Below are 19,512 nucleotides of genomic sequence, written 5' to 3' on the forward strand. Positions count from 1 at the left end.
AATACATCGGACAAAGAGAAAGAACGCCTGCCCGCCCACGGCGAACAGGCGTTTCGCGCTTACGGCAGCGACACGCGGCGCAGGCGCAAGGAGTTGGTGACCACGAATACGCTGGACAAGGCCATGGCGCCGGCCGCGAATACCGGCGAGAGCAAGGGGCCGCCGAAGGGGTACAGGGCGCCGGCCGCCACCGGTATCAGGGCCACGTTGTAGGCGAAGGCCCAGAACAGGTTCTGCCGGATGTTGCGCAAAGTGGCGTGCGAGAGCGAGATCGCCGTGACCACGCCGCGCATGTCGCCGGACATCAGCACCACGTCCGCCGCCTCGATGGCAATGTCCGTGCCCGTCCCGATGGCAATGCCCACGTCGGCCACCGCCAGGGCGGGCGCGTCGTTGATGCCGTCGCCGACATAAGCCAGGTGCTGGTGCGCCTGGCGCAGCGATTCCACGGCCTTGACCTTGCCTTCGGGCATCACTTCGGCCACGACCTCGTCGATGTTCAAGCGGCGCGCAATGGCCTGCGCGGTATGGCGGTTGTCGCCGGTGATCATCACCACCTTGATGCCGCGCGCATGCAGGTCCTCGATGGCTTGGGGCGTGGTGTCCTTGATGGGATCGGCTACCGCCAGCAAGGCGACCACCTTGTTTCCGCGAGCCGCGTACATGGGCGTCTTGCCTTCCTGGGCCAGCGATTGGGCCTGTTGCGTGAAGGCGGACAGGTCCGCCCCCAACCGGGCCATCAGGCGGTCGGCGCCGACGTGCCATTGCTCGCCGCCGATGCGGGCGGCCACGCCCAGCCCGGTCAAGGATTCGAACTGCTCGGCCTGCGGCAGCTCCAGCCCCTTGCCGCGGGCGGCGGTGACGATGGCTTGCGCAATGGGGTGTTCGGAGTGGTTCTCCAGCGACGCGATCGCAGCCAGTACGGCGGATTCATCTTCTCCCTGTGCGCCGATGAAGTCGGTCAGTTCGGGCGAGCCCTTGGTCAGGGTGCCGGTCTTGTCCACCGCCACGACCTTGACGTCGCGCAGCGCCTGCAAAGAGTCGCCCTTGCGGAACAGCACGCCGGCTTGCGCCGCCCGGCCGGTGCCCACCATGATGGAGGTCGGCGTGGCCAGGCCCATGGCGCAGGGGCAGGCGATGATCAGCACGGCCACGGCGTTGACCAGTGCGAAGCTGAGCGCGGGCGAAGGGCCGAAGATCAGCCAGACGATGGCGGTCAGCGCCGCCAGCCCCATGACGGCGGGCACGAACCAGAGCGTGATCTTGTCCACGATGGCCTGGATGGGCAGCTTGGAGCCCTGCGCCTGCTCGACCATGGAGACGATGTGGGCCAGCACCGTGTCCTGTCCCACGGCCGTGGCGTCGAATTCGAGGGAGCCTTTCTGGTTGACGGTGCCGCCGATCAGGGAGTCGCCCGCCGCCTTGGACACCGGCACGGACTCGCCGGTCACCATGGATTCATCGACGTAGCTCTGCCCGGACACGACCTGGCCGTCCACGGGGATGCGTTCGCCCGGACGCACCACGACGCGCTCGCCGGTCTGCAGCTCCTCCAGCGGCACTTCCACTTCCTGGCCGTTGCGGCGTACGCGGGCCGTCGGCGGCTGCAGGCTGAGCAGGCGCTGGATGGCTTCAGAGGTGCGGCCCTTGGCGCGCGCTTCCATCAGCCGGCCAAGCAGGATCAGCGCCACGATGACGGCGGCCGCCTCATAGTAGACGTGCTGCGAGGCTTGCGGCAGCCACTGCGGGAAAAACGTCGTGACGATGGAGAACAGATAGGCGGCCAGCGTGCCTACGGCCACCAGCGAATTCATGTCCGGCGCGCCGCGCAGCAGCACCGGGATGCCTTTGGTGTAGAACTCGCGTCCCGGGAACAGGAGCACCAGAGTGGTCAGCACGAACTGCAGCAGCCAGCTGTTCCGGGTGCCTATGGCCTCTCCCACCCAATGGTGGAAAGCCGGCACCATGTGCCCGCCCATCTCCAGGATGAATACGGGCAAGCCCAGCGCAGCCGCCAGCCAGAAGCGCTTGCGTATGGTGTCGTAGGCCTGCCGGGCGCGCTCGGCCGGGTCGTTGGCGGCTGCTGCGCTTGCCTGTCTGGCCGGATAGCCCGCCTTGCCCACGGCCTCGATCAGAGCGCCGGCCGCCACGCCTTGCAGGCTCTGCACGTGAGCCTTGCCGGTGGCCAGGTTGACCGTCGCGGCCTGCACGCCGGGCACCTTCAGCAGCGCTTTTTCCACGCGGCCCACGCAGGAAGCGCAAGTCATGTCCTGCACATCCAGAACCACTTCCTGGGAAGGCACGTGGTAGCCGCCTTTTTCCACGGCCTGGATGATTTCCTGTACAGGCGGCGCTCCGTCGAAATCCACGGTTGCCTTCTGCGTGGCCAGGTTCACCTGGGCCTGCCGCACGCCGGGGACCTTGGCGATGATCTTCTCCACCCGGCTGACGCAGGAGGCGCACGTCATGCCCTCCACGCCCAGCGTCAGGCGCGAGCCGTTGTCCGAAGTGCTTGTTGTCATGAGAATCACCTATGAGATGTCTTGGATGATTCCACTTTAGAGCTTGACCCGATGGGAAGGTCAACACCTACGAGAAAAAGCCGGAGGCCTTCTCTCAGACTGGGTGTGCAGCAGAAAAACAGCGCCCCTTTCCTGGGCGCTGCGTGTGCCGGACCAGGCAGGTCTGGATTTAGTAGGCCACGAAGTGGTCGTGCCTGCCATGCCATTGCCTGACCTCTGCCGCCACCTGTTCACGGCTCAGCGTGCCGCCCTGCGAGGTTCTATGGTTTGGGTCAAGTCGTTTTAGGCAATAACTTGGATGGATCGAAGGCTTGTCCGCTTTTCCATACCGCATAGGCGATGCGCAACAGCTTGCGCGCCAGAATCACAATCGACTCTGTGCCCGCCAGGCCTCGAGCTCGATACGCCTCATACAGCGGTTTACATGCCGTACTACGGCACGCCGACATCGCTGCCAAGTACAGTTGTCGGCGCAGCAGGGCTGGCCCACGCTTGCTGATACGGCGACGTCCTCGTTTGGCCCCGGAGTCATTGGGTCGGGGATCCAATCCGCTATACGCCACCAAGGCATCCGCGTTGGCGAAGGGGATACGATTGAGCAGCTCCGTTAACACGGACGCTGTCTGCTGGCCAATGCCCGTGACGCTGCGCAAGCGTTGATACCCCTGTTCGAGCTGTGGATCGCCGGCAATCAAGCGCTGTATTGGCCGATCCATTGAAGCCAGAACAGCCTCAAACCCCTGCTGCAACGCGTGGATATCCACACCCGATACATCCACATCCGCAAACGCCTGACGTAAGGCGCCCTGGTGAGCGATGACTTGAGCGCGACGAGACAGCAGCTGGCGTAGCTGTTGCTGTTGGATGCTGAGCGGTTGCCAGGCCTGCAAGCTGGATTGATGCTCTTGCAGGTAGCGGGCAATCACCTCGGCATCAAGGCTGTCGGTCTTGCCCCGGCTGCCCAAGGCCCGCGCATAGTAAAAGACGTCGCGAGCGTTCAGAATAAACACCGTCAGGCCATGAAGATGAGCCAACTGAGCCAGCAAGGCGTGATAACGGCCCGTTGACTCCATCGCAATTTGAGCCTGTTCGGGCACCGTCTTTAACCAGCGCGTAATACCAGCCGCCGTGTTGGCAATGGTGCAGGGCCGTTCGCCCGCTACGCTGATGACCACGTCAGCCTTGGCGACATCGGCGCCGATATAAAGCCTAGTCGTTTGCATGGGAGCACCTCCTGAGCGCATTATGAACAATGTCGGGGTGTACGCCATCGGGCTCGTTAACTTGCGTTCAGATCGGCGGTCGCGGTTCAAGGAACAGCGCCGCTCAGTTCCTTATCGACGATGATGGGTGGGGCAGGAGAGTTCTCGCAGTGTCGGTCCGGCGATGGCCGATAGTTCACAGTGTCCCTCCACCCCGACACCTTAACCATACAAGATCTGAGGATAATCGTTCATGGCGCCGGCCTCGAGCCGGCCTTTGGCGCGAGCGTCGGCCAGCTCCTGCATGACTTGCTGTCTGCTCTTGCTGGACGCGGTCTGCAGGACGGGGTAGTCCAGATGCTCGCCGACATCCTGCCCTGCGCCGGCGGCGTGGGCGGCGCCCATCAGGGCGGCGGCGCTCAGAGAAAGACCCAGGATGACGGAACGTGCAATGCTTTTCATGATTCACTCCAACTTCTTTAAGAAAGAAATTGCACTCTAGGGTTTGCTACCGTGGCAAGGTCAACACGTCAGGCGGGCCGCCCTCTGGAGCAGGATGGGCGGTGCAAAAAAAAACAGCGCCCCTTGCGGGGCGCTGTCGGAACCTGCGCAGAACCGTCTGGCTTAGAATGCCACGAAGTCGCCGTGAGTGCTGTTCCACTCGTTGGTCGAGGCCGCGACTTGTTCGCGGGTCAGCTTGGTGCCTTGCGACAGCTGAGGATAGTCGTTCATGGCGCCGGCGCTGGCCAGGCCCTTGGCTTGGGCGTCGGCCAGTTCCTGCTGAATTTGCTGGCTGCTCTGGGAGGCGCTTGCAGCGATGACGGGGTAGTCCAGCTGTTCGCCTTGCGCTGCGCTGGCGGCGTTGGCGGTGCCCATCAGGGCGGCGGCGCTCAGAGAAAGACCCAGGATGGCGGTGCGTGCAATGCTTTTCATAATTCACTCCAACTCTAACTATTCGTTTAAGAAAGATTCGGAGTCAGATCATTTCCGAATCGTTGGATGAAGTATGAGCTTTTCCGAACCTAGGAAAAACCCTTAATATTGCAAATATATTTCCATTCATGGAACAATCCCAATGAGCAGCAACATCACTGCCGGCCCCCTGCTGAACGATATCGCCATCTTCGTGGAGGTGGCGCGGGCGCGCCATTTCACCCGCGCCGCCGAGGCGCTGGGCATGCCGGTTTCCACCGTGTCCCGGCGCATCCGCGAACTGGAAAAAGAAGTGGGCGTGGCCCTGCTCAAGCGCAGCACCCGCAATGTGGATGTCACCGAGGCCGGGCAGATCTACTTCGAGCGCTGTCTGGCCATCGTGGAGCAGGCGCGGCTGGCGCATGAACAGTTGCTCGACGTGGCGCAGTCCCCCAGGGGGCGCTTGCGGGTCTCGATTCCCGCCAGTTTCAGCATTGTGTTCATGCCGCCCGTCATCCATGGCTTTCGCCAGAAATACCCGGACATCGAGCTGGACTGCGACCTGAACATCCGCCATATCGATCTGCAGTCCGACAACTACGACTGCGTGATTCGCGTCGGCCCCCAGCCCGACTCCAATACCGTGGCCACTGTCCTGGGGCAGATCCACCTGGGCCTGTATGCGTCGCGTACCTATCTGGACCGCCACGGCCGCCCTCAGCATCCGTCCGAGCTGTCCGCGCATACCTGCATCTGCGCCAGCCATGACGAAAGCGACAAGGTGTGGACGCTGCGCGGTCCGAACCAGGAGCGTTACGATGCCGTGATCAGCGGCCCGGTCACCATCAACAATGCCATCATGATGCGCAAGCTGGCAGTGCGCCACATGGGCATCGCGGCCTCCTCGTTGATTGAACGCTACCTGGACACGGATGGCGCCCGCCTGGAACGGGTCTTGCCGGACTGGGAGTTCACGCCTTTTCCCATCATGGCCCTGCTGCCATCGCGCATGATTCCCCAGAAAACACGGGTATTCGTGGACTATCTGCGCTCGGAGCTGGATCGGCTGATCAACAATCCCGAGCTGGACGGCGAAACCCAATCGTACCTCCTGTAATAGGACGTATGGCCTTTCACATATCGGGGTCGGAGGTGATCTATGCTATTAATGGCCGGACAGATCCGAGTGTATTCACTGCAATGAACAGGAGTTCAAGATGATCCGCATCAGCAGACGCGCATTGTGGGCGCTGGCGCTGGCTCTGGCCTTGGGCGGCGGCAGCGCCTGGTCGCAGACCGCTTTGCTGGAAGCCGTCGAACAGGGCGACAGCCCCAAGGTGCGGGAGTTGCTGGAGCGGCCGGACGGGCGCAAGGCGGTCAACATACCCGATCACCAGGGGCAAAGTCCCCTGCTGCGCGCAACCTGGCTCAACCATGTGGAGATTGCGGCGCAACTGATACGCGCCGGCGCCGACGTGAACCAGGCGGATGCCATTCATGACACGCCCTATCTGGTGGCGGGCGCGGAAGGCCGGCTGGAGATCCTGCGCATGACGCTGCGCAACGGGGCGGACGTGCGCAGCGTCAACCGCTATCGCGGCACCGCGCTGATTCCGGCGGCCGAGCACGGCCACGTGGAGGTGGTGCGCGAACTGCTCAAGGCCGGGGTGGACCCCAATCACGTCAATCGCCTGGGCTGGACAGCCCTGCACGAGGCCATCGTCCTGTCCGACGGCGGCCCTGCTCACCAGCAGGTGGTGCGCGACCTGATCAAAGGCGGGGCCGATGTGAACCTGCCCGACGGCCAAGGAGTCCGTCCCCTGTCGCTGGCGCGCCAGCGCGAGCAGCACGCCACGGCCGCCATCCTGGAGCAGGCCGGCGCAAGACCGTGATCCCCGAAGCGTGTACAGTACCGTTTTAATCAGTCTACTGACCTTTATTTCATGACCTCTTCCGTTTCACCCCGCGCCCAGGGACTCTGGCTGGCGTTCGTCATTCTCGTCGGCCTGAACCTGCGGCCCTTCCTCACGTCCAGCGGCACCTTGGCGCGGGACGTGGCCGAAGGTCTGGGCATGGCCCTGGGCGACATGGCCTGGCTGACCTTGCTGCCCATGATGATCATGGGGCTGGGCGCCTTCTGCATGCCCTCGGTGCGCCGCGTGCTGTCCGTGCGCCATGTCGTCATGGTGTCGCTGATCATACTTTGCCTGGGCTGCGCGCTGCGCTGGATCGTGCCCAACGGCCTGAGCCTGATCTCCACGGCCCTGCTGTGCGGAGCCGGCGTGGCCATGTTGCAGGCCGTCATGCCCGGCATCATCAAGGAGCAGTTTCCCAACCATATCGCCCAGGTGACGGGCGTGTATTCCGCCACGCTGATGGGCGGCGGCGCCCTGGGCGCGCAGATCACGCCCCTGGTCAGCGCCTTGTCGGACAGCTGGCGCATCGCGCTGGCCTTCTGGGCGCTGCCCATCAGCGTGGCCTTGTGGATTGCCTGGAAGGTCGTGCCGCCCGCGGTGCGCGGCGCCGCGGGCGCCCTGCCCTCGCTGGAGCTGCTGCGCCGGCCGCGCACCTGGTCGCTGATGCTGTGCTTTGGCCTGATCAATGGCGGCTACGCGTCGCTGGTCACCTGGCTGGCCACCTTCTATCAGGATCACGGCTGGAGCCTGGCGGCCAGCGGCACGCTGGTGGCCCTGCTGTCGGTGGCGCAGGCCGTGGCGGCCTTTCTGCTGCCCACGCTGGCTGCCAGGAACAAGGACAGGCGCGCCTGGATCTGGCTGGCGCTGGTGTTTCAACTGATTGGCTTCGCGGCTTTTGCCTGGATGCCCGATACGGCGCCCTATTTGTGGGGCGTCATCATCGGCATAGGCTTGGGCGGCTGCTTTTCGCTGGTGCTGCTGGTGGCGCTGGACCATTTCGGCGATGCCGCCCGCGCCGGCACCTTGAGCGCCCTGATGCAGGGCGGCGGCTTTCCGATTGCCTCGCTGTTTCCCATGATCAGCGCCTGGCTGCGCGAATATAGCGGCGGGTTCAATGCAGCCTGGATGCTGCATTGCGTCCTGGTTCTGGCCGTGGCCGTGCTGGCCTGGCGCTTCCAGCCCGCCCATTACGCCCGCATCATGAAGGATGAGCGCAAGGCCTAAGGCTGCAGGCGGCGCCGCGGCTTGCCTTCAAAAGAAAACGGACACCTCCTGGTGTCCGTTTTCCTTTGTCCGGTATTGCTCTTACTGCGCGGCGCCGGCCATGATCCATTCCACGACTTTCTTGATGTCGTCGTCGGAAATGCCGGGGTTTGGCGGCATGGGCATGGGACCGTACACGTCCTTGCTGCCCTGGCGGATGTGCTGGGCCAGCAGTTCGGCATTGGCGGGGTCGCCTTTGCGCTTTTCGGCGACTTCCTGATAGGCTGGGCCCACGACCTTCTTGTCCACGGCGTGACACGCCAGACAGGCGTTCTTGGTCAGGATGTCCTTGACGGACTCGAAGGTGGGCTCGGCAGCCTGCGCGCCGAAACCGATGGTCATCAGCGATGCACAGACCAGCAGGTGTTTCAATTTCATTGGGCATCTCCCTTGTAAAGCAGGCGCAGGAACGGGCCGGGGCTCGTGTGAATGCTGCGCATGCGTCGTTTCCCACATAGATCGCTATGTGGCATTCACTTCGTGATGATACGGTTATGATAGAACAGCTTTGGGTAAATAAGCGTATGCATTGATGTCGATCAAGTATATCCAACTGCTTATTCGGTAATGTGCATATGACAACTAAGTGTTTCAGGCTTAAACAGTTAAAAACCAATCAAGAGGTGTCTATGCTGAATGTTCTCGTTCCGGTCGATGGTTCCGATGCTTCCACCCGCGCCGTCCAGGCCGCCGCGGCCATGCTGGCCCACAAGCCCGAAGCCACGCTGCACCTGCTGGCCGTGCCCACGCCCATCGTGTCAGGCAATGTCAAACGCTTCTTTTCCGAGGACGTGCTGCAGGCCTATTACCAGGACGAAGGCAATAATGCCCTGATTCCCGCCCGCTCGGTGCTGGCCGACCAGTCCCTGCGCGTGAAGGAAAACATCATCGCCGGCAACGCCGCCCAGACCATCAAGGACTACGCGGAGCGCCATGGCATCGACCACATCGTGATGGGCACCCGCGGTCTGAGCGCCCTGCCCGGCCTGGTGCTGGGTTCGGTGACCACCAAGGTGCTCAGCCTGGTCAATGTGCCGGTTACGCTGATCAAATAAGTCGGCTTCGGCTTTTGCAGGCCCGGACTGATGGCGCACGCTGTTTGTCCGGGCTTTCTCATGAGGGATTCCCAGGCGGACAGTCGATTTCGCGCTGTAGTCCAGCCGGTCATCAGGGAAGAAATCCGCCGCCACGCGCAGCCTGAAACCGCTCTGAAATACCGCCTTCAAGGTGCAGCGCGCACGCGCAGCAACTGGCCGTCGCGCTCGTCGGTCAGCACGTACAGCCAGCCGTCGGGTCCCACGCGCACGTCGCGGATGCGCGCCCCCAGGTCCTGGAGCAGGCGTTCTTCGCCCACCACGCGGCCGTCTTCCTCATCCAGTTGCAGGCGTATCAGAGCCTGTTCCTTCAAGGCCCCCACGAAAACGCTGTGCCGCCAGGCCGGCACGCGGTCCGCGTCATAAAAGGCCAGGCCGCTGATGGCGGGCGAGACCGACCAATAATGGAAGGGCTCGACCAGGCCGGGCACGGGCTCCTGACGCGCCTCGGGGATGGGCTGGCCGTTGTAGTTGATGCCGTGGGTGGCCAGGGGCCAGCCGTAGTTGGCGCCGGGCTGGATGCGGTTCAGCTCGTCCCCGCCTTGCGGACCGTGCTCGGCCACCCAGAGCTCGTTGCTCCAGGGGTTCCAGGCCATCCCTTGCGGGATGCGGTGGCCGTAGCTCCAGATCTCGGCCCTTGCCTGGCGGTTGCTCCGGAAAGGGTTGTCCCTGGGCACGGAGCCGTCGGGCCGTATCCGGACCACTTTGCCTTGCAGATGATCGAGCTGCTGAGCCGTGGGCCGCTGGTTGTTCTCGCCCAGGGCGATGTACAGGTCGCGACCGCCCGGACCGAAGGCCATGCGGGCGCCGTAGTGCAATCCGGTGGACAGCGCCGGCTCCTGGCGGAAGATGGGCCGGAAAGCCTCGATCCGCGTCAGGTCCGAGGACAGCACGCCATAACCCACGGTGGTGGCCGATACCTGCTTGTCGCGCCGTTCCGCATAAGCCAGGTAGATGCGGCGGCTGCGGAAGAAGTCCGGCGCAAGGGCCACGTCGAGCAGGCCGCCCTGCCCCACGGCGTGGACCTTGGGTACGCCCGTGATCGGTTCGGACAGGCCTTTTCCCGCCGTCCACAGCCGCAGCCGGCCAGGACGCTCGGTGATCAGGATGCCCTCGTCCCTGGGCAGAAAGGCCATGGACCAGGGATGTTCCAGGCCCGAAGCCAGGACTTCGGTGGAGACGGCGGGGCCGGTAATGGCCGGCACGGGAGCCGCCTGGGCCAGGACCGCGACGGGGGCGGCCAGGCAGGCCAGGCCCAGCAACGCGCCGGCCAGGCCCAGCCGGATGCTGAATGTTCTTCTTGTGCTCATAAAACTACGAAGGATTGATCGGAGGGTCGGGATTCCTGTCCTGCTCCGGCTTGTGGCCAGGTGCGGCCGTCTGGCCGCTCATCAGCCCTTTGAGCAGCTCGACCGGCAGCGGAAATACAATGGTGTTGCTCTTGTCGCCGGCAATCTGGGTCAGGGTCTGCAGGTAGCGCAATTGCATGGCCGAGGGCTGGGTCGCCAGCACGAGGGCCGCTTCGCGCAGGGCTTCGGCCGCCTGCCGTTCGCCATCGGCATGGATGACCTTGGCGCGCCGTTCGCGCTCGGCCTCGGCCTGACGGGCGATGGCGCGCACCATGGTGTCGTTCAGGTCGATGTGCTTGATCTCCACGTTGGTGACCTTGATGCCCCAGGAATCGGTCTGCTCGTCCAGGATGCGCTGGATGTCCAGATTGAGTTTTTCCCGTTCGGACAGCATGTCGTCCAGCTCGTGCTTGCCCAGAACGGCGCGCAGCGTGGTCTGCGCCAGTTGGCTGGTGGCGTTCAGGTAGTTTTCCACCTGGATGATGGCCTTCTCGGGCGCCACCACCTTGAAATACACCACGGCGTTGACCTTGACGGAGATGTTGTCGCGCGAGATGACGTCCTGGGCGGGCACGTCCATGGTGACCACCCGCAGGTCCACGCGCACGATCTGCTGCAGGAAGGGAATGATCAGGATCAGGCCGGGGCCGCGCACGGCGGTGAAGCGGCCCAGCGTGAAGACCACGGCGCGCTGGTATTCGCGCAGCACGCGCACGGATTTGATCAGGACGACGAAGATCAGGAAAAGGACCAGGACATAGCCCAGGCTGGCGTCGTAGTAGAACATGTGGTTCTCCTTGGCTATCAGTGACGCAGGCGCTGGACCTTGAGGGTCAGCCCCTGCACGGCAATGACTTCGATGCTCTGGCCGGCTTGCAGCGTGTCATTGGTTTCGAAGCGCCAGCGCTCGCCCTGCACTTCGGCGTAGCCCTGCCCCGGCTTGTCCAGCACCAGGACTTCGCCCACCGCGCCCAGCAGCGCCGCGCGTCCGGTGACCGAACGACGTCGCAGCAGGCGCCAGGCCAGCACCAGCGTGATCACCAGCAGCACGAACAGAGCGGCCACCAGGATCAGGAAGGTGGTCGTGCTGTAGGTGCGCAGCACCGCGTCGTCCACCCAGAGCAAGGCGATGCCGTTGAAGCCGGCCAGCACGGCCACCACGCTCAGGGCGCCGGTGCCGCCCAGGCTGGCTTCGGCCAGCAGCGCAGCCAGGGCCAGGGCAAAGGAAAAATAGGCCAGCCATTGGTAGTCCAGGAACTGCATGGCGTCCTCCTTGGTCTGCAGCCCTGAGGATCTGGCCGATCAGCCAGGGTGCGTCATGTCCAGCGGAACGATCCAGTCGTCGTATTGCTCGGCGCTGAGATGGCCTGACTGCAGGGCCGCTTCGCGCAGGGTGAGCCCGTCGTGGTGGGCCCGCTTGGCGATGGCGGCGGCCTTGTCGTAACCGATATGCCGGTTCAGGGCGGTGACCAGCATAAGGTTTTGATCAAGATTATGCTGGATTCGTTCCATGACGGGTTCCAGGCCCTGAGCGCAGTGCTCGTCGAAGGCCAGGCAGGCATCGCTGATCAGGGCGATGCTCTCCAGGACATTATGCACCATCACGGGTTTATAGACATTCAACTGGAAGTTGCCCTGGCTGCCCGCGAAGGCCACGGCGGCGTCGTTGCCGTAGACCTGCACGGCCACCATGGTCAGCGCTTCGCACTGGGTCGGATTGACCTTGCCGGGCATGATGGAAGAGCCCGGTTCATTTTCCGGGATCTGCAGCTCGCCTATGCCGCAGCGCGGCCCGCTGGCCAGCCAGCGCACGTCGTTGGCCATCTTCATCAACGCGCCGGACAGGGTGCGCAGCGCGGCCGACAGGTTCACCAGGGCGTCATGCGCAGACAAGGCGAAGAACTTGTTCGCGGCGGACTCGAATGGCAGGCCCGTCAGCTGGGCGATGTGGGCGGCGGCGCGCTCGCCGAACCGGGGATGGGCGTTCAGGCCGGTGCCCACCGCCGTGCCGCCGATGGCCAGCTGGTAGATGCCGTCCAGCGCCTTGGCGACGGTTTCCAGGCCGAAGTCGATCTGCGCCACCCAGGCGCCGATCTCCTGCCCCAGGGTGATGGGCGTGGCGTCCTGCAGGTGGGTGCGGCCGGTCTTGACGATGGCGGCGAACTGTTCGGCCTTCAGCTCCAGCGTGTCGCGCAGCTGGCGCACGTCCCGCATCAGGCGCCGGCGGCACTCCAGCGCGACGGCGATGTACATGGCGGTCGGGAAGGTGTCGTTGGACGATTGGCCGCGGTTGACGTGGTCGTTCGGGTGCACGGGATTCTTGCTGCCAAGCTCGCCCCCGGCCAGTTCGATGGCGCGGTTGGCGATGACTTCATTGGCATTCATGTTGCTCTGGGTGCCCGAGCCGGTCTGGAACACGACCAGCGGGAATTCCGTATCCCAGCGGCCGGCGATGACCTCGTCGGCGGCCTGTACGATCAGGTCGGCAAGCTCGCCCGGCAGTTCGCCCAGCTCGCGGTTGGCCAGGGCGGCGGACTTTTTCAGGATGCCCAGGGCCTCTATCATGCTGCGGCCCCATTGGAAGCGGTCGCGGCCGATGGGAAAGTTCTGGATGGAACGCTGGGTCTGGGCGCCCCAGTAATGCTGGGCGGGGACCTCGATGGGGCCCATGGAATCCTGTTCGACGCGTATGGTGCTCATAGGTGCTCCTTTAAAGTAACGACGGTCCGCTCCGCGCCTGCGGGGCGGCTCAGGCCTCGCGCACGAAGCGCGAGGCCCACACACAGGCAATGTCCAGCAGGCGGTTGGAAAAGCCCCATTCATTGTCGAACCACACCAGCATATTGACCAGGCCGTCGCCATTGGTGCGGGTCTGGGTGCCGTCCACCACCCCTGAATGCGGGTTGTGGTTGAAGTCGATGGAGGCATGGGGCCGTTCCGAGTAGTCCAGGATCCCCGGCCAGCGCCGCGCGGCCTGGCGGAACAAGGCGTTGATCTCTTCCTGGCTGGTGTCGCGCCGCAGGTTGACCATCAGGTCGATGGCGGACACGTTCAGGATGGGCACGCGTATGGATTTGGCCTGCACCTTGCCCTTCAGTTGGGGCAGCAGGCGCTCCACGCCCTGCGCCAGGCCCGTGGACACCGGAATCATGGACTGCAGCGCCGAGCGCGTGCGGCGCAGGTCGTGGCTGTGGTAGCCGTCTATCATGGGCTGGTCGTTCATGACCGAATGCAGCGTGCTCAGGAAGGCGTGGCGTATGCCGAAGGCCTCGTCCAGTTGCGCCAGGACCGGGATGATGGCGTTGGTGGTGCAGGAGGCGTTGGAGACGATGCGCTCCGTTCCCTGCAACTGATCGTCGTTGATGCCCAGGACGGCGGTGAAGTCCACGTCGTGGGCGCTGTGGGCCGGGTTGGAGACCAGCACCCGCGGGCAGCCCGCATCCAGGAAGGCCTGCAGGCCGGCGCGCTCGCCATAGACGCCGCTGCATTCGATCAGGATATCCAGCCGCAGCGCCGCCCAATCCACGGCTTGGGGGCGGGTTTCGTGCAGGACGCGGATGGGCCGGCCGGCGATGATCAGGTGGTCGGCGTCGTGCTCCACCTTGGCGGGAAAGACGCCGTGGGTGGAGTCGAACTGCGTCAGGTAGGCCATGGCGGCGATGTCGGCCGGCTCGTTGATGGCCACCACGTCGAAATCGGTCTGCCGGGGCGACTCATGGATGGCGCGCAGCACGCAGCGGCCAATGCGGCCATAACCATTGATGGCGATACGGATGGGGCGGGACAAGGACATGCTTCGCGTGAATCAGAAAGTGATGGAGAAACCGCCGTCCACGACCACGATGTGGCCGTTGACGTAGGAAGCGGCCGGCGAGGCCAGGAATACCGCGGCGGCGCGGATCTCGTCCGGCCGGGCCCAGCGCCCCAGCGGATTGCGGCCCACCACCAGCGGGCCCTTGACCGGATCGCCGGCCAGCGCGGCGTTGCTTTCGGTGGCGAAGGTGCCGGGGGCGATGCCGTTGCTGGTGATGCCCAGCCCGCCGAACTCCACGGCCAGCGAGCGCACCATGCCGGCCAGTCCTTGCTTGGCCACGGGGTAGATGGCGTCGCCCGGACGCGCCAGGGGCCCGGCGATGGAAGTCAGGGTGATGATGCGGCCTGCAGTCGTCTGCGCCCGCAGCATGGCCTGAGCGGCCAGCTTGGAGAGTTTCAGCGATGCCAGCAGGTCCACCTGCAGCAGATGCGCGATGTCGTCCCAGGCGGCGTCCTGCAGCCGGCTGCGCAGGCGTATGCCCACATTGTTGACCAGGATGTCGGGCGCGCCGCCGCGCGCGCAGAGCGCATCGAAGGACGGTTCCAGGCCGTCCAGGTCGGCAAGGTCTTGCACCCAGGTGTCGACCTTGGCGCCCGCGGCTTGCAGTTCATCGGCCAGGCCCTGCAGCTTGGCGCCGTCGCGGCCGTGCAGGATGAGGTCGGCGCCGTGGGCGGCGAAGGCTCGGGCGATTTCCAGCCCCAGGCCGGCCGACGACCCCGTGACCAGGGCGCGACGGCCGGTCAGGGAGAAGTCGGCTAGGTAGGAAGACAATGTGGACATGGCTACAGGACGTTGCGGGGAACGCCGTCGTGAAAGGCGGCGATGTTGTCTATCAGTTGATCGGCCAGGGCCTGCATGGACTGCTCGCTGGCCCAGGCGATGTGCGGGGTCAGGATGTAGTTGGGCAATTCCAGCAGGCGCATCAGGATGTGGTCGGCCGGCGGCGGTTCGGGCACGCACACGTCCAGGCCCGCCCCGCCCAGCCAGCCCTGGCGCAGGGCCTGCTCCAGGGCCTGGTTGTCGATCAGGCCGCCGCGGGCGGTATTGATCAGCAGCGGACGGCGCGGCGCCATCAGCCGCAATTCCTCCAGGCCCAGCAGGTTCTGCGTGTCCGGCGTCAGCGGGCAATGCAGGGACAGGATGTCCGCCTGCGCCAGCACCTGCTCGAAAGGCAGGCGGTCCGGCTCGCCTGTGACCTGCGCCTGGCCGCGCCGCTGCGCGAAGATGACCTTCATGCCCAGCGCCCGGCCCAGGGCGGCTACCGCCTGCCCCAGCGAGCCCGAGCCGATCAGGCCCAGGGTGGAGCCCGCCAGGTCACGGATCGGATAATCGAAGTAGCAGAACTGGCCGGACTGCTGCCAGCGTCCGTCCTGGACGGATTGCCGGTAGGCGGTGATGTTGCGGCGCAGGGCGAATATCAGGGCGAAGACGTGCTCGGGCACGCTGCGCACGGCATAGTCGCGGATGTTGCTGACCGTGATGCCCTGCTCGCGCGCCGCCGCCAGGTCGATGTTGTCGCTGCCGGTGGCGGCGATGGCGATCAGCCTGAGGTGCGGGGCCTGCGCCAGATGCTCGCGCCGCAGCGCCACCTTGTTGGTGATGACGATGGTCGCCGAGGCGATCCGTTCGGCCACCTGCTCCGGGCTCGTGCGGGCGAACACATCCAGTTCGTGTTCGAAGGGTATGGCTTTGAGTGTGACGCTGTCGGCCAGCGTGTCCCGGTCCAGAAATACAATTCGAATCGGTGGGGTCATGAGCGTCCTTGTTCTGCTGCGCCGGCCATTGCCGCCGGTTCCGATTTTCCGCGCCATGCTTTTTACATGGCCGGGACCATCATCCGATATAGTAATGTGATTGGCCGGGCCTTGTCCGCCGTCTTGCCATTACCTACCTGTTTTTGAGAGGTTCTTGCCCATGATTCTGTCTTTGTTGCTCTCCGTCGGCGCCCATGCCGTCGTGCCCGACAGTACGGCAGCCGATGCTGCGGCAGCCGGCGCTGCGGCTGTTTCCGCGCCTCCACGCCGGTACGATATCCGGGACTTCTTCCAGAATCCCAGGCGCAGCGGGTTCCGGCTCTCCGACCACGGCAAGATGATAGGCTTCATGGATCCGGCGCCGATCGACGGACATCCGGCGCGCCAGAACATCTTCGTGCAGGAGCTCAAGGGCAGCGAACCGGTCGGCCAGGCGCGCCGCATCACGGCGGAAAGCCAGCGCGATATCGCCGAGTACTTCTGGAAAGGCGACGATACCGTGATCTACGCCAAGGACGTGAACGGCGACGAAAACTATCACGTCATCGCCGTGAACGTGAGCACCGGCAAGGCGACGGATCTGACCCCGCTCGAGGGCGTGCGGGCCGGCGTGCAGGACGATCTGCCCGACGATCCGGACCATGTGCTGGTCGTGCACAACGGCCGCAATCCCGAAGTATTCGACGTCTACAAGGTCAATGTGCGCACCGGCCGGAGCACTCTGGCGGCGCAGAACCCGGGCGATGTGCTGGGCTGGAGCACCGATCACGAAGGCCGCGTGCGCCTGGCGACGGCATTGTCGGGCGTGGATTCCGAGCTGCGCTACCGCGACAAGGAGACCGAACCGTTCCGCAGCCTGATCCGCACGGACTTCCGTACCGAAGTCTCTCCACTGTTCTTCCATGCGGACAATCAGCGCTTCTACGCCTTGAGCAACCGTGGCCGCGACACCCAGGCCCTGGTGCTGATCGATCCGCGCGCGCCTGACCAGGAAGACCTGGTATTGGAGCTGCCCCGCCACGACCTGATGGGCGCGGGCTTCTCGCGGCTGCGCAAGGTGCTCACGTCCGCCGACTATCACACCGACAAGCCGGGCCATCATTTCTTCGATCCGGTCAGCGAGAAGATCCATGAGGCCATTGCTCGCCAATTGCCGGGCTACGAGGTGGCTTGGCAGGACATCACGCGCGACGAAAGAAAATTCATCGTCGCCAGCTACAGCGATCGCACGCCCGGCGCACGCTATCTGTATGACGCCGACAGTAACACCTTGCACAAGCTGGCCGACATCAACACCGCCCTGCCCGAAGCCGACATGGCGCCCATGCAGCCCATCCAGTTCACGGCGCGCGACGGCATCACCATCCATGGCTACCTGACGCTGCCGCGGGGGCGGCCGGCCCGGAACCTGCCCGTGGTGGTCAATCCGCATGGCGGCCCCTGGGCGCGCGACTACTGGGGCTTCAATCCGGAAGCGCAATTCCTGGCCAACCGCGGCTATGCCGTGCTGCAGATCAATTTCCGCAGTTCCACGGGCTACGGGCGGCGCTTCTGGGAGGCGGGCTTCGGGCAGTGGGGCCTGGCCATGCAGGACGACATCACCGACGGCGTGCAATGGCTGATCGATCAGAAGATCGCCGATCCCAAGCGCATCGGCATCTATGGCGCCAGCTACGGCGGCTACGCCACGCTGGCCGGCATCGTCAAGACGCCGGACCTGTACGCCGCCGCCGTGGACTACGTGGGCGTGTCCAACCTGCTGACTTTCATGAACACCATTCCCCCTTACTGGAAGCCCTTCCTGGTCAAGATGCAGGCCATGGTGGGCGATCCCGTCAAGGACAAGGCCAGGCTGGAAGCCAACTCCCCCGCCCTGCACGCCGACAGGATCGTCACGCCTTTGTTCATCGCCCAGGGCGCGCATGATCCGCGCGTCAACAAGGCCGAAAGCGACCAGATGGTGGCGGCCCTCAAGGCGCGCGGCGTGGAAGTGGAATACATGGTCAAGGACAACGAGGGCCATGGCTTTCACAACGACGAGAACAAATTCGAGTTCTACGAGCACATGGAGCGCTTCCTGGCGCAACACTTGAAACCTTAATATTGTGGTGAGCGGCGCGGGCTCGTCCGCGCCGTCTTTTGTGCGGGACTATTTTCGAGAGGAATCCCATGAAACTGTATTACCTGCCCGGCGCCTGCCCTCTGGCCAGCCACATTGCACTGGAATGGATAGGCAAACCCTATGAAACCCATGCCGTCAGCCGCGACGAACTCAAGCAGCCGGCGTTCCTGGCGATGAATCCTCTGGGCGCCGTGCCTGTACTGCAGGACGAAGGCCTGACGCTGACGCAAAGCTCGGCCATTCTGGAGTATCTGGCCGAAAAGAACCCCGAGGCCAACCTCCTGGGCAAGACCCTACAGGAGCGCGCCGAGACGCGCCGCTGGCTGGCCTTCGTCAATGCCGACATCCATCGCAACTTCGGCGTCATGTTCGGCGTGCAACGCTATGCCGACCAGGAATCCACCCAGGCCGAAGTGCGCGGCAAGACCGCCGAGGTTCTGAAGAAACTGTTCACCGTCGCCAACCAGCAACTGGCCGGCAAGCAATGGCTGACCGGCACCCGTTCGGTGGCCGACGCCTATCTCTACGTGACGCTGCGCTGGGCGCACGTCATGAAGATCGACCTGTCCGGCCTGGACAATCTGGACGCCTTCTACAAGCGCATGGAGCAGGACCGCGCCGTGCAGACCGCGCTGCGCGCCGAAGGACTGGTCAAGGACTGATCGGCGCGACTGCGCCAAGGGGCTTTGGCGACGGCGTCCTTTTCAAACCAGGGGAATAGACGAGGATGAAGCGAGCGGCTGCACGGCCAGCCGCATGCCCATCGCCTTCAAGATAGCGGTCAGGCTGCTCAGCGCGGGATTGCCCTTCGGCGAAAGCGTGCGATAGAGTTGCGTCGGGTTCAAGTGCGCCTGTTCGGCCACTGCCTGCACGCCACCGAACGCCTGGGCGAGCTGACGCAGCACTATCAGCAACTCGGCCTGATCGCCATCTTCCAGAATAGCGTTGATGACCTCGAGTGCGAGTGCGGGATCGTTGCGATACAGTTCGGCCATGGCCTCGTCATGGGATCTGCTTTTCATTCCTTGATTCTCCGTTGCCAGTCCCGCCAGCATTTCACTGCACGGCTGACGTCGAAATCTTGCGTGCGCTTGTCGCCGCCGCCTAGTAGCAGCACCAGTCGTTTCCCAGACATTGCGTAATAGACCCTATACCCGGGGCCTACATCGATGCGTAACTCCCATATGCCATCACGACAGAATTTGTGATCACCGAAGTTGCCTTGCTCGATGCGGGCGACGCGTCGGATGATCGCTACCTTTGTTTGAATGTTGCGCAGGATGCCAAGCCAGTCGACATAGAGGTCTTTCTGCCCGTCAGCTGTCAGGTAATGCTCGATGAGATACATGGCTATATTCGTTTATAAACGAATCGATGTCAAGAACAAGGAGTTCGAGGTCAGGGCGTAAAAGGCTGCTGACGCTGCGAGTCACCGCCTGGCACGTCAACTTTCCTTCAATGCGAACATAGCGTATGAGCCTCGCTACGGTCTTGTGAACCGTGAGCATCTTGTCCACCTTGATGGCGGCTTGGCAATGAGAGCTGCACCACAAGGCGGGTGCTA

General features: G+C 64.1%; 20 protein-coding genes. 6 read left to right on the forward strand and 14 right to left on the reverse strand.

The window, feature by feature from the left end:
• Window positions 1-59: 59 nt before the first annotated feature.
• From ACWPWO_RS17830 to ACWPWO_RS17845, 4 genes are all read right to left on the reverse strand, one after another.
• Window positions 60-2,522, reverse strand: a complete 2,463-nt coding sequence (locus ACWPWO_RS17830; RefSeq protein ID WP_454007725.1) for a heavy metal translocating P-type ATPase — start codon at window positions 2,520-2,522, stop codon at window positions 60-62.
• Between the two features lie 272 nt (window positions 2,523-2,794).
• Entirely contained in the window at window positions 2,795-3,745 is a 951-nt protein-coding gene (locus ACWPWO_RS17835; RefSeq protein WP_454005135.1) for an IS110 family transposase, read from the reverse strand.
• Between the two features lie 201 nt (window positions 3,746-3,946).
• On the reverse strand, window positions 3,947-4,186 hold the full coding sequence (locus ACWPWO_RS17840; protein ID WP_454007726.1) for a DUF4148 domain-containing protein: 240 nt from the start codon (window positions 4,184-4,186) through the stop codon (window positions 3,947-3,949).
• Window positions 4,187-4,348: 162 nt separating this feature from the next.
• A complete protein-coding gene (locus tag ACWPWO_RS17845; RefSeq protein ID WP_454007727.1) occupies window positions 4,349-4,657 on the reverse strand; it encodes a DUF4148 domain-containing protein in 309 nt (102 codons plus the stop codon).
• A gap of 142 nt (window positions 4,658-4,799) precedes the next feature.
• On the opposite strand from ACWPWO_RS17845, the gene ACWPWO_RS17850 reads away from it, so the two are divergent.
• The 3 genes from ACWPWO_RS17850 to ACWPWO_RS17860 all read left to right on the forward strand — a co-directional run bounded on the left by ACWPWO_RS17850 (window position 4,800) and on the right by ACWPWO_RS17860 (window position 7,776).
• A complete protein-coding gene (locus ACWPWO_RS17850; protein ID WP_454007728.1) occupies window positions 4,800-5,753 on the forward strand; it encodes a LysR substrate-binding domain-containing protein in 954 nt (317 codons plus the stop codon).
• Window positions 5,754-5,853: 100 nt separating this feature from the next.
• Entirely contained in the window at window positions 5,854-6,528 is a 675-nt protein-coding gene (locus ACWPWO_RS17855) for an ankyrin repeat domain-containing protein (protein WP_454007729.1), read from the forward strand.
• Window positions 6,529-6,579: 51 nt separating this feature from the next.
• Entirely contained in the window at window positions 6,580-7,776 is a 1,197-nt protein-coding gene (locus tag ACWPWO_RS17860; protein WP_454007730.1) for a cyanate transporter, read from the forward strand.
• An 81-nt stretch (window positions 7,777-7,857) separates the two neighbouring features.
• Here ACWPWO_RS17860 and ACWPWO_RS17865 read toward each other — a convergent pair whose 3' ends face one another.
• A complete protein-coding gene (locus tag ACWPWO_RS17865; RefSeq protein ID WP_454007731.1) occupies window positions 7,858-8,193 on the reverse strand; it encodes a c-type cytochrome in 336 nt (111 codons plus the stop codon).
• A 251-nt stretch (window positions 8,194-8,444) separates the two neighbouring features.
• Between ACWPWO_RS17865 and ACWPWO_RS17870 the strand changes: the two genes are divergently transcribed.
• Complete coding sequence (locus ACWPWO_RS17870; protein ID WP_394059796.1) at window positions 8,445-8,870, forward strand: universal stress protein; 426 nt, start codon at window positions 8,445-8,447, stop codon at window positions 8,868-8,870.
• A gap of 167 nt (window positions 8,871-9,037) precedes the next feature.
• On the opposite strand, the gene ACWPWO_RS17875 is transcribed toward ACWPWO_RS17870, so the two are convergent.
• The 7 genes from ACWPWO_RS17875 to ACWPWO_RS17905 are packed head-to-tail and all read right to left on the reverse strand — an operon-like array spanning window position 9,038 to window position 15,826.
• Window positions 9,038-10,219: a PQQ-dependent sugar dehydrogenase gene (locus ACWPWO_RS17875; RefSeq protein ID WP_454007732.1), complete on the reverse strand. Its 1,182-nt coding sequence runs from the start codon at window positions 10,217-10,219 to the stop codon at window positions 9,038-9,040.
• A 4-nt stretch (window positions 10,220-10,223) separates the two neighbouring features.
• The gene (locus tag ACWPWO_RS17880; RefSeq protein WP_454007733.1) at window positions 10,224-11,045 is read right to left on the reverse strand and encodes a slipin family protein; all 822 of its coding nucleotides are present in this window, start codon (window positions 11,043-11,045) and stop codon (window positions 10,224-10,226) included.
• Between the two features lie 17 nt (window positions 11,046-11,062).
• Window positions 11,063-11,521 (reverse strand): NfeD family protein, encoded by a 459-nt coding sequence (locus ACWPWO_RS17885; RefSeq protein ID WP_394059793.1) that lies wholly within the window; start codon window positions 11,519-11,521, stop codon window positions 11,063-11,065.
• A 39-nt stretch (window positions 11,522-11,560) separates the two neighbouring features.
• Window positions 11,561-12,958: a class II fumarate hydratase gene (gene fumC, locus ACWPWO_RS17890; RefSeq protein ID WP_454007734.1), complete on the reverse strand. Its 1,398-nt coding sequence runs from the start codon at window positions 12,956-12,958 to the stop codon at window positions 11,561-11,563.
• 49 nt (window positions 12,959-13,007) lie between these two features.
• Window positions 13,008-14,051: a type I glyceraldehyde-3-phosphate dehydrogenase gene (locus ACWPWO_RS17895; protein WP_454007735.1), complete on the reverse strand. Its 1,044-nt coding sequence runs from the start codon at window positions 14,049-14,051 to the stop codon at window positions 13,008-13,010.
• Window positions 14,052-14,063: 12 nt separating this feature from the next.
• On the reverse strand, window positions 14,064-14,852 hold the full coding sequence (locus tag ACWPWO_RS17900) for an SDR family oxidoreductase (RefSeq protein WP_454007736.1): 789 nt from the start codon (window positions 14,850-14,852) through the stop codon (window positions 14,064-14,066).
• A 2-nt stretch (window positions 14,853-14,854) separates the two neighbouring features.
• The gene (locus ACWPWO_RS17905) at window positions 14,855-15,826 is read right to left on the reverse strand and encodes a D-2-hydroxyacid dehydrogenase (RefSeq protein ID WP_454007737.1); all 972 of its coding nucleotides are present in this window, start codon (window positions 15,824-15,826) and stop codon (window positions 14,855-14,857) included.
• A gap of 160 nt (window positions 15,827-15,986) precedes the next feature.
• On the opposite strand from ACWPWO_RS17905, the gene ACWPWO_RS17910 reads away from it, so the two are divergent.
• Together ACWPWO_RS17910 and ACWPWO_RS17915 are read left to right on the forward strand one after the other, a co-directional pair.
• On the forward strand, window positions 15,987-17,927 hold the full coding sequence (locus ACWPWO_RS17910; protein WP_454007738.1) for a prolyl oligopeptidase family serine peptidase: 1,941 nt from the start codon (window positions 15,987-15,989) through the stop codon (window positions 17,925-17,927).
• Between the two features lie 68 nt (window positions 17,928-17,995).
• The gene (locus tag ACWPWO_RS17915; RefSeq protein WP_454007739.1) at window positions 17,996-18,610 is read left to right on the forward strand and encodes a glutathione S-transferase family protein; all 615 of its coding nucleotides are present in this window, start codon (window positions 17,996-17,998) and stop codon (window positions 18,608-18,610) included.
• 42 nt (window positions 18,611-18,652) lie between these two features.
• Here the strand turns inward: ACWPWO_RS17915 and ACWPWO_RS17920 are convergent, their stop codons facing one another.
• Together ACWPWO_RS17920 and ACWPWO_RS17925 are read right to left on the reverse strand one after the other, a co-directional pair.
• The gene (locus tag ACWPWO_RS17920; protein WP_454007740.1) at window positions 18,653-18,970 is read right to left on the reverse strand and encodes a helix-turn-helix domain-containing transcriptional regulator; all 318 of its coding nucleotides are present in this window, start codon (window positions 18,968-18,970) and stop codon (window positions 18,653-18,655) included.
• The gene (locus ACWPWO_RS17925) at window positions 18,967-19,296 is read right to left on the reverse strand and encodes a type II toxin-antitoxin system RelE/ParE family toxin (protein WP_454007741.1); all 330 of its coding nucleotides are present in this window, start codon (window positions 19,294-19,296) and stop codon (window positions 18,967-18,969) included. The genes ACWPWO_RS17920 and ACWPWO_RS17925 overlap by 4 nt, the downstream gene beginning before the upstream one ends.
• Window positions 19,297-19,512 lie beyond the last annotated feature (216 nt).

Source organism: Alcaligenes sp. Marseille-Q7550 (assembly GCF_965112015.1).

Bases quoted from the DNA above. Each gene is read 5' to 3' on its own strand.
- fumC (WP_454007734.1), bottom strand. From the start codon at position 12,958: ATGAGCACCATACGCGTCGAACAGGATTCCATGGGCCCCATCGAGGTC.
- ACWPWO_RS17875 (WP_454007732.1), bottom strand. From the start codon at position 10,219: ATGAGCACAAGAAGAACATTCAGCATCCGGCTGGGCCTGGCCGGCGCG.
- ACWPWO_RS17910 (WP_454007738.1), top strand. From the start codon at position 15,987: ATGATTCTGTCTTTGTTGCTCTCCGTCGGCGCCCATGCCGTCGTGCCC.
- ACWPWO_RS17925 (WP_454007741.1), bottom strand. From the start codon at position 19,296: ATGTATCTCATCGAGCATTACCTGACAGCTGACGGGCAGAAAGACCTC.
- ACWPWO_RS17835 (WP_454005135.1), bottom strand. From the start codon at position 3,745: ATGCAAACGACTAGGCTTTATATCGGCGCCGATGTCGCCAAGGCTGAC.
- ACWPWO_RS17830 (WP_454007725.1), bottom strand. From the start codon at position 2,522: ATGACAACAAGCACTTCGGACAACGGCTCGCGCCTGACGCTGGGCGTG.
- ACWPWO_RS17915 (WP_454007739.1), top strand. From the start codon at position 17,996: ATGAAACTGTATTACCTGCCCGGCGCCTGCCCTCTGGCCAGCCACATT.
- ACWPWO_RS17840 (WP_454007726.1), bottom strand. From the start codon at position 4,186: ATGAAAAGCATTGCACGTTCCGTCATCCTGGGTCTTTCTCTGAGCGCC.
- ACWPWO_RS17885 (WP_394059793.1), bottom strand. From the start codon at position 11,521: ATGCAGTTCCTGGACTACCAATGGCTGGCCTATTTTTCCTTTGCCCTG.
- ACWPWO_RS17895 (WP_454007735.1), bottom strand. From the start codon at position 14,051: ATGTCCTTGTCCCGCCCCATCCGTATCGCCATCAATGGTTATGGCCGC.
- ACWPWO_RS17855 (WP_454007729.1), top strand. From the start codon at position 5,854: ATGATCCGCATCAGCAGACGCGCATTGTGGGCGCTGGCGCTGGCTCTG.
- ACWPWO_RS17880 (WP_454007733.1), bottom strand. From the start codon at position 11,045: ATGTTCTACTACGACGCCAGCCTGGGCTATGTCCTGGTCCTTTTCCTG.
- ACWPWO_RS17850 (WP_454007728.1), top strand. From the start codon at position 4,800: ATGAGCAGCAACATCACTGCCGGCCCCCTGCTGAACGATATCGCCATC.
- ACWPWO_RS17860 (WP_454007730.1), top strand. From the start codon at position 6,580: ATGACCTCTTCCGTTTCACCCCGCGCCCAGGGACTCTGGCTGGCGTTC.
- ACWPWO_RS17865 (WP_454007731.1), bottom strand. From the start codon at position 8,193: ATGAAATTGAAACACCTGCTGGTCTGTGCATCGCTGATGACCATCGGT.
- ACWPWO_RS17905 (WP_454007737.1), bottom strand. From the start codon at position 15,826: ATGACCCCACCGATTCGAATTGTATTTCTGGACCGGGACACGCTGGCC.
- ACWPWO_RS17870 (WP_394059796.1), top strand. From the start codon at position 8,445: ATGCTGAATGTTCTCGTTCCGGTCGATGGTTCCGATGCTTCCACCCGC.
- ACWPWO_RS17920 (WP_454007740.1), bottom strand. From the start codon at position 18,970: ATGAAAAGCAGATCCCATGACGAGGCCATGGCCGAACTGTATCGCAAC.
- ACWPWO_RS17900 (WP_454007736.1), bottom strand. From the start codon at position 14,852: ATGTCCACATTGTCTTCCTACCTAGCCGACTTCTCCCTGACCGGCCGT.
- ACWPWO_RS17845 (WP_454007727.1), bottom strand. From the start codon at position 4,657: ATGAAAAGCATTGCACGCACCGCCATCCTGGGTCTTTCTCTGAGCGCC.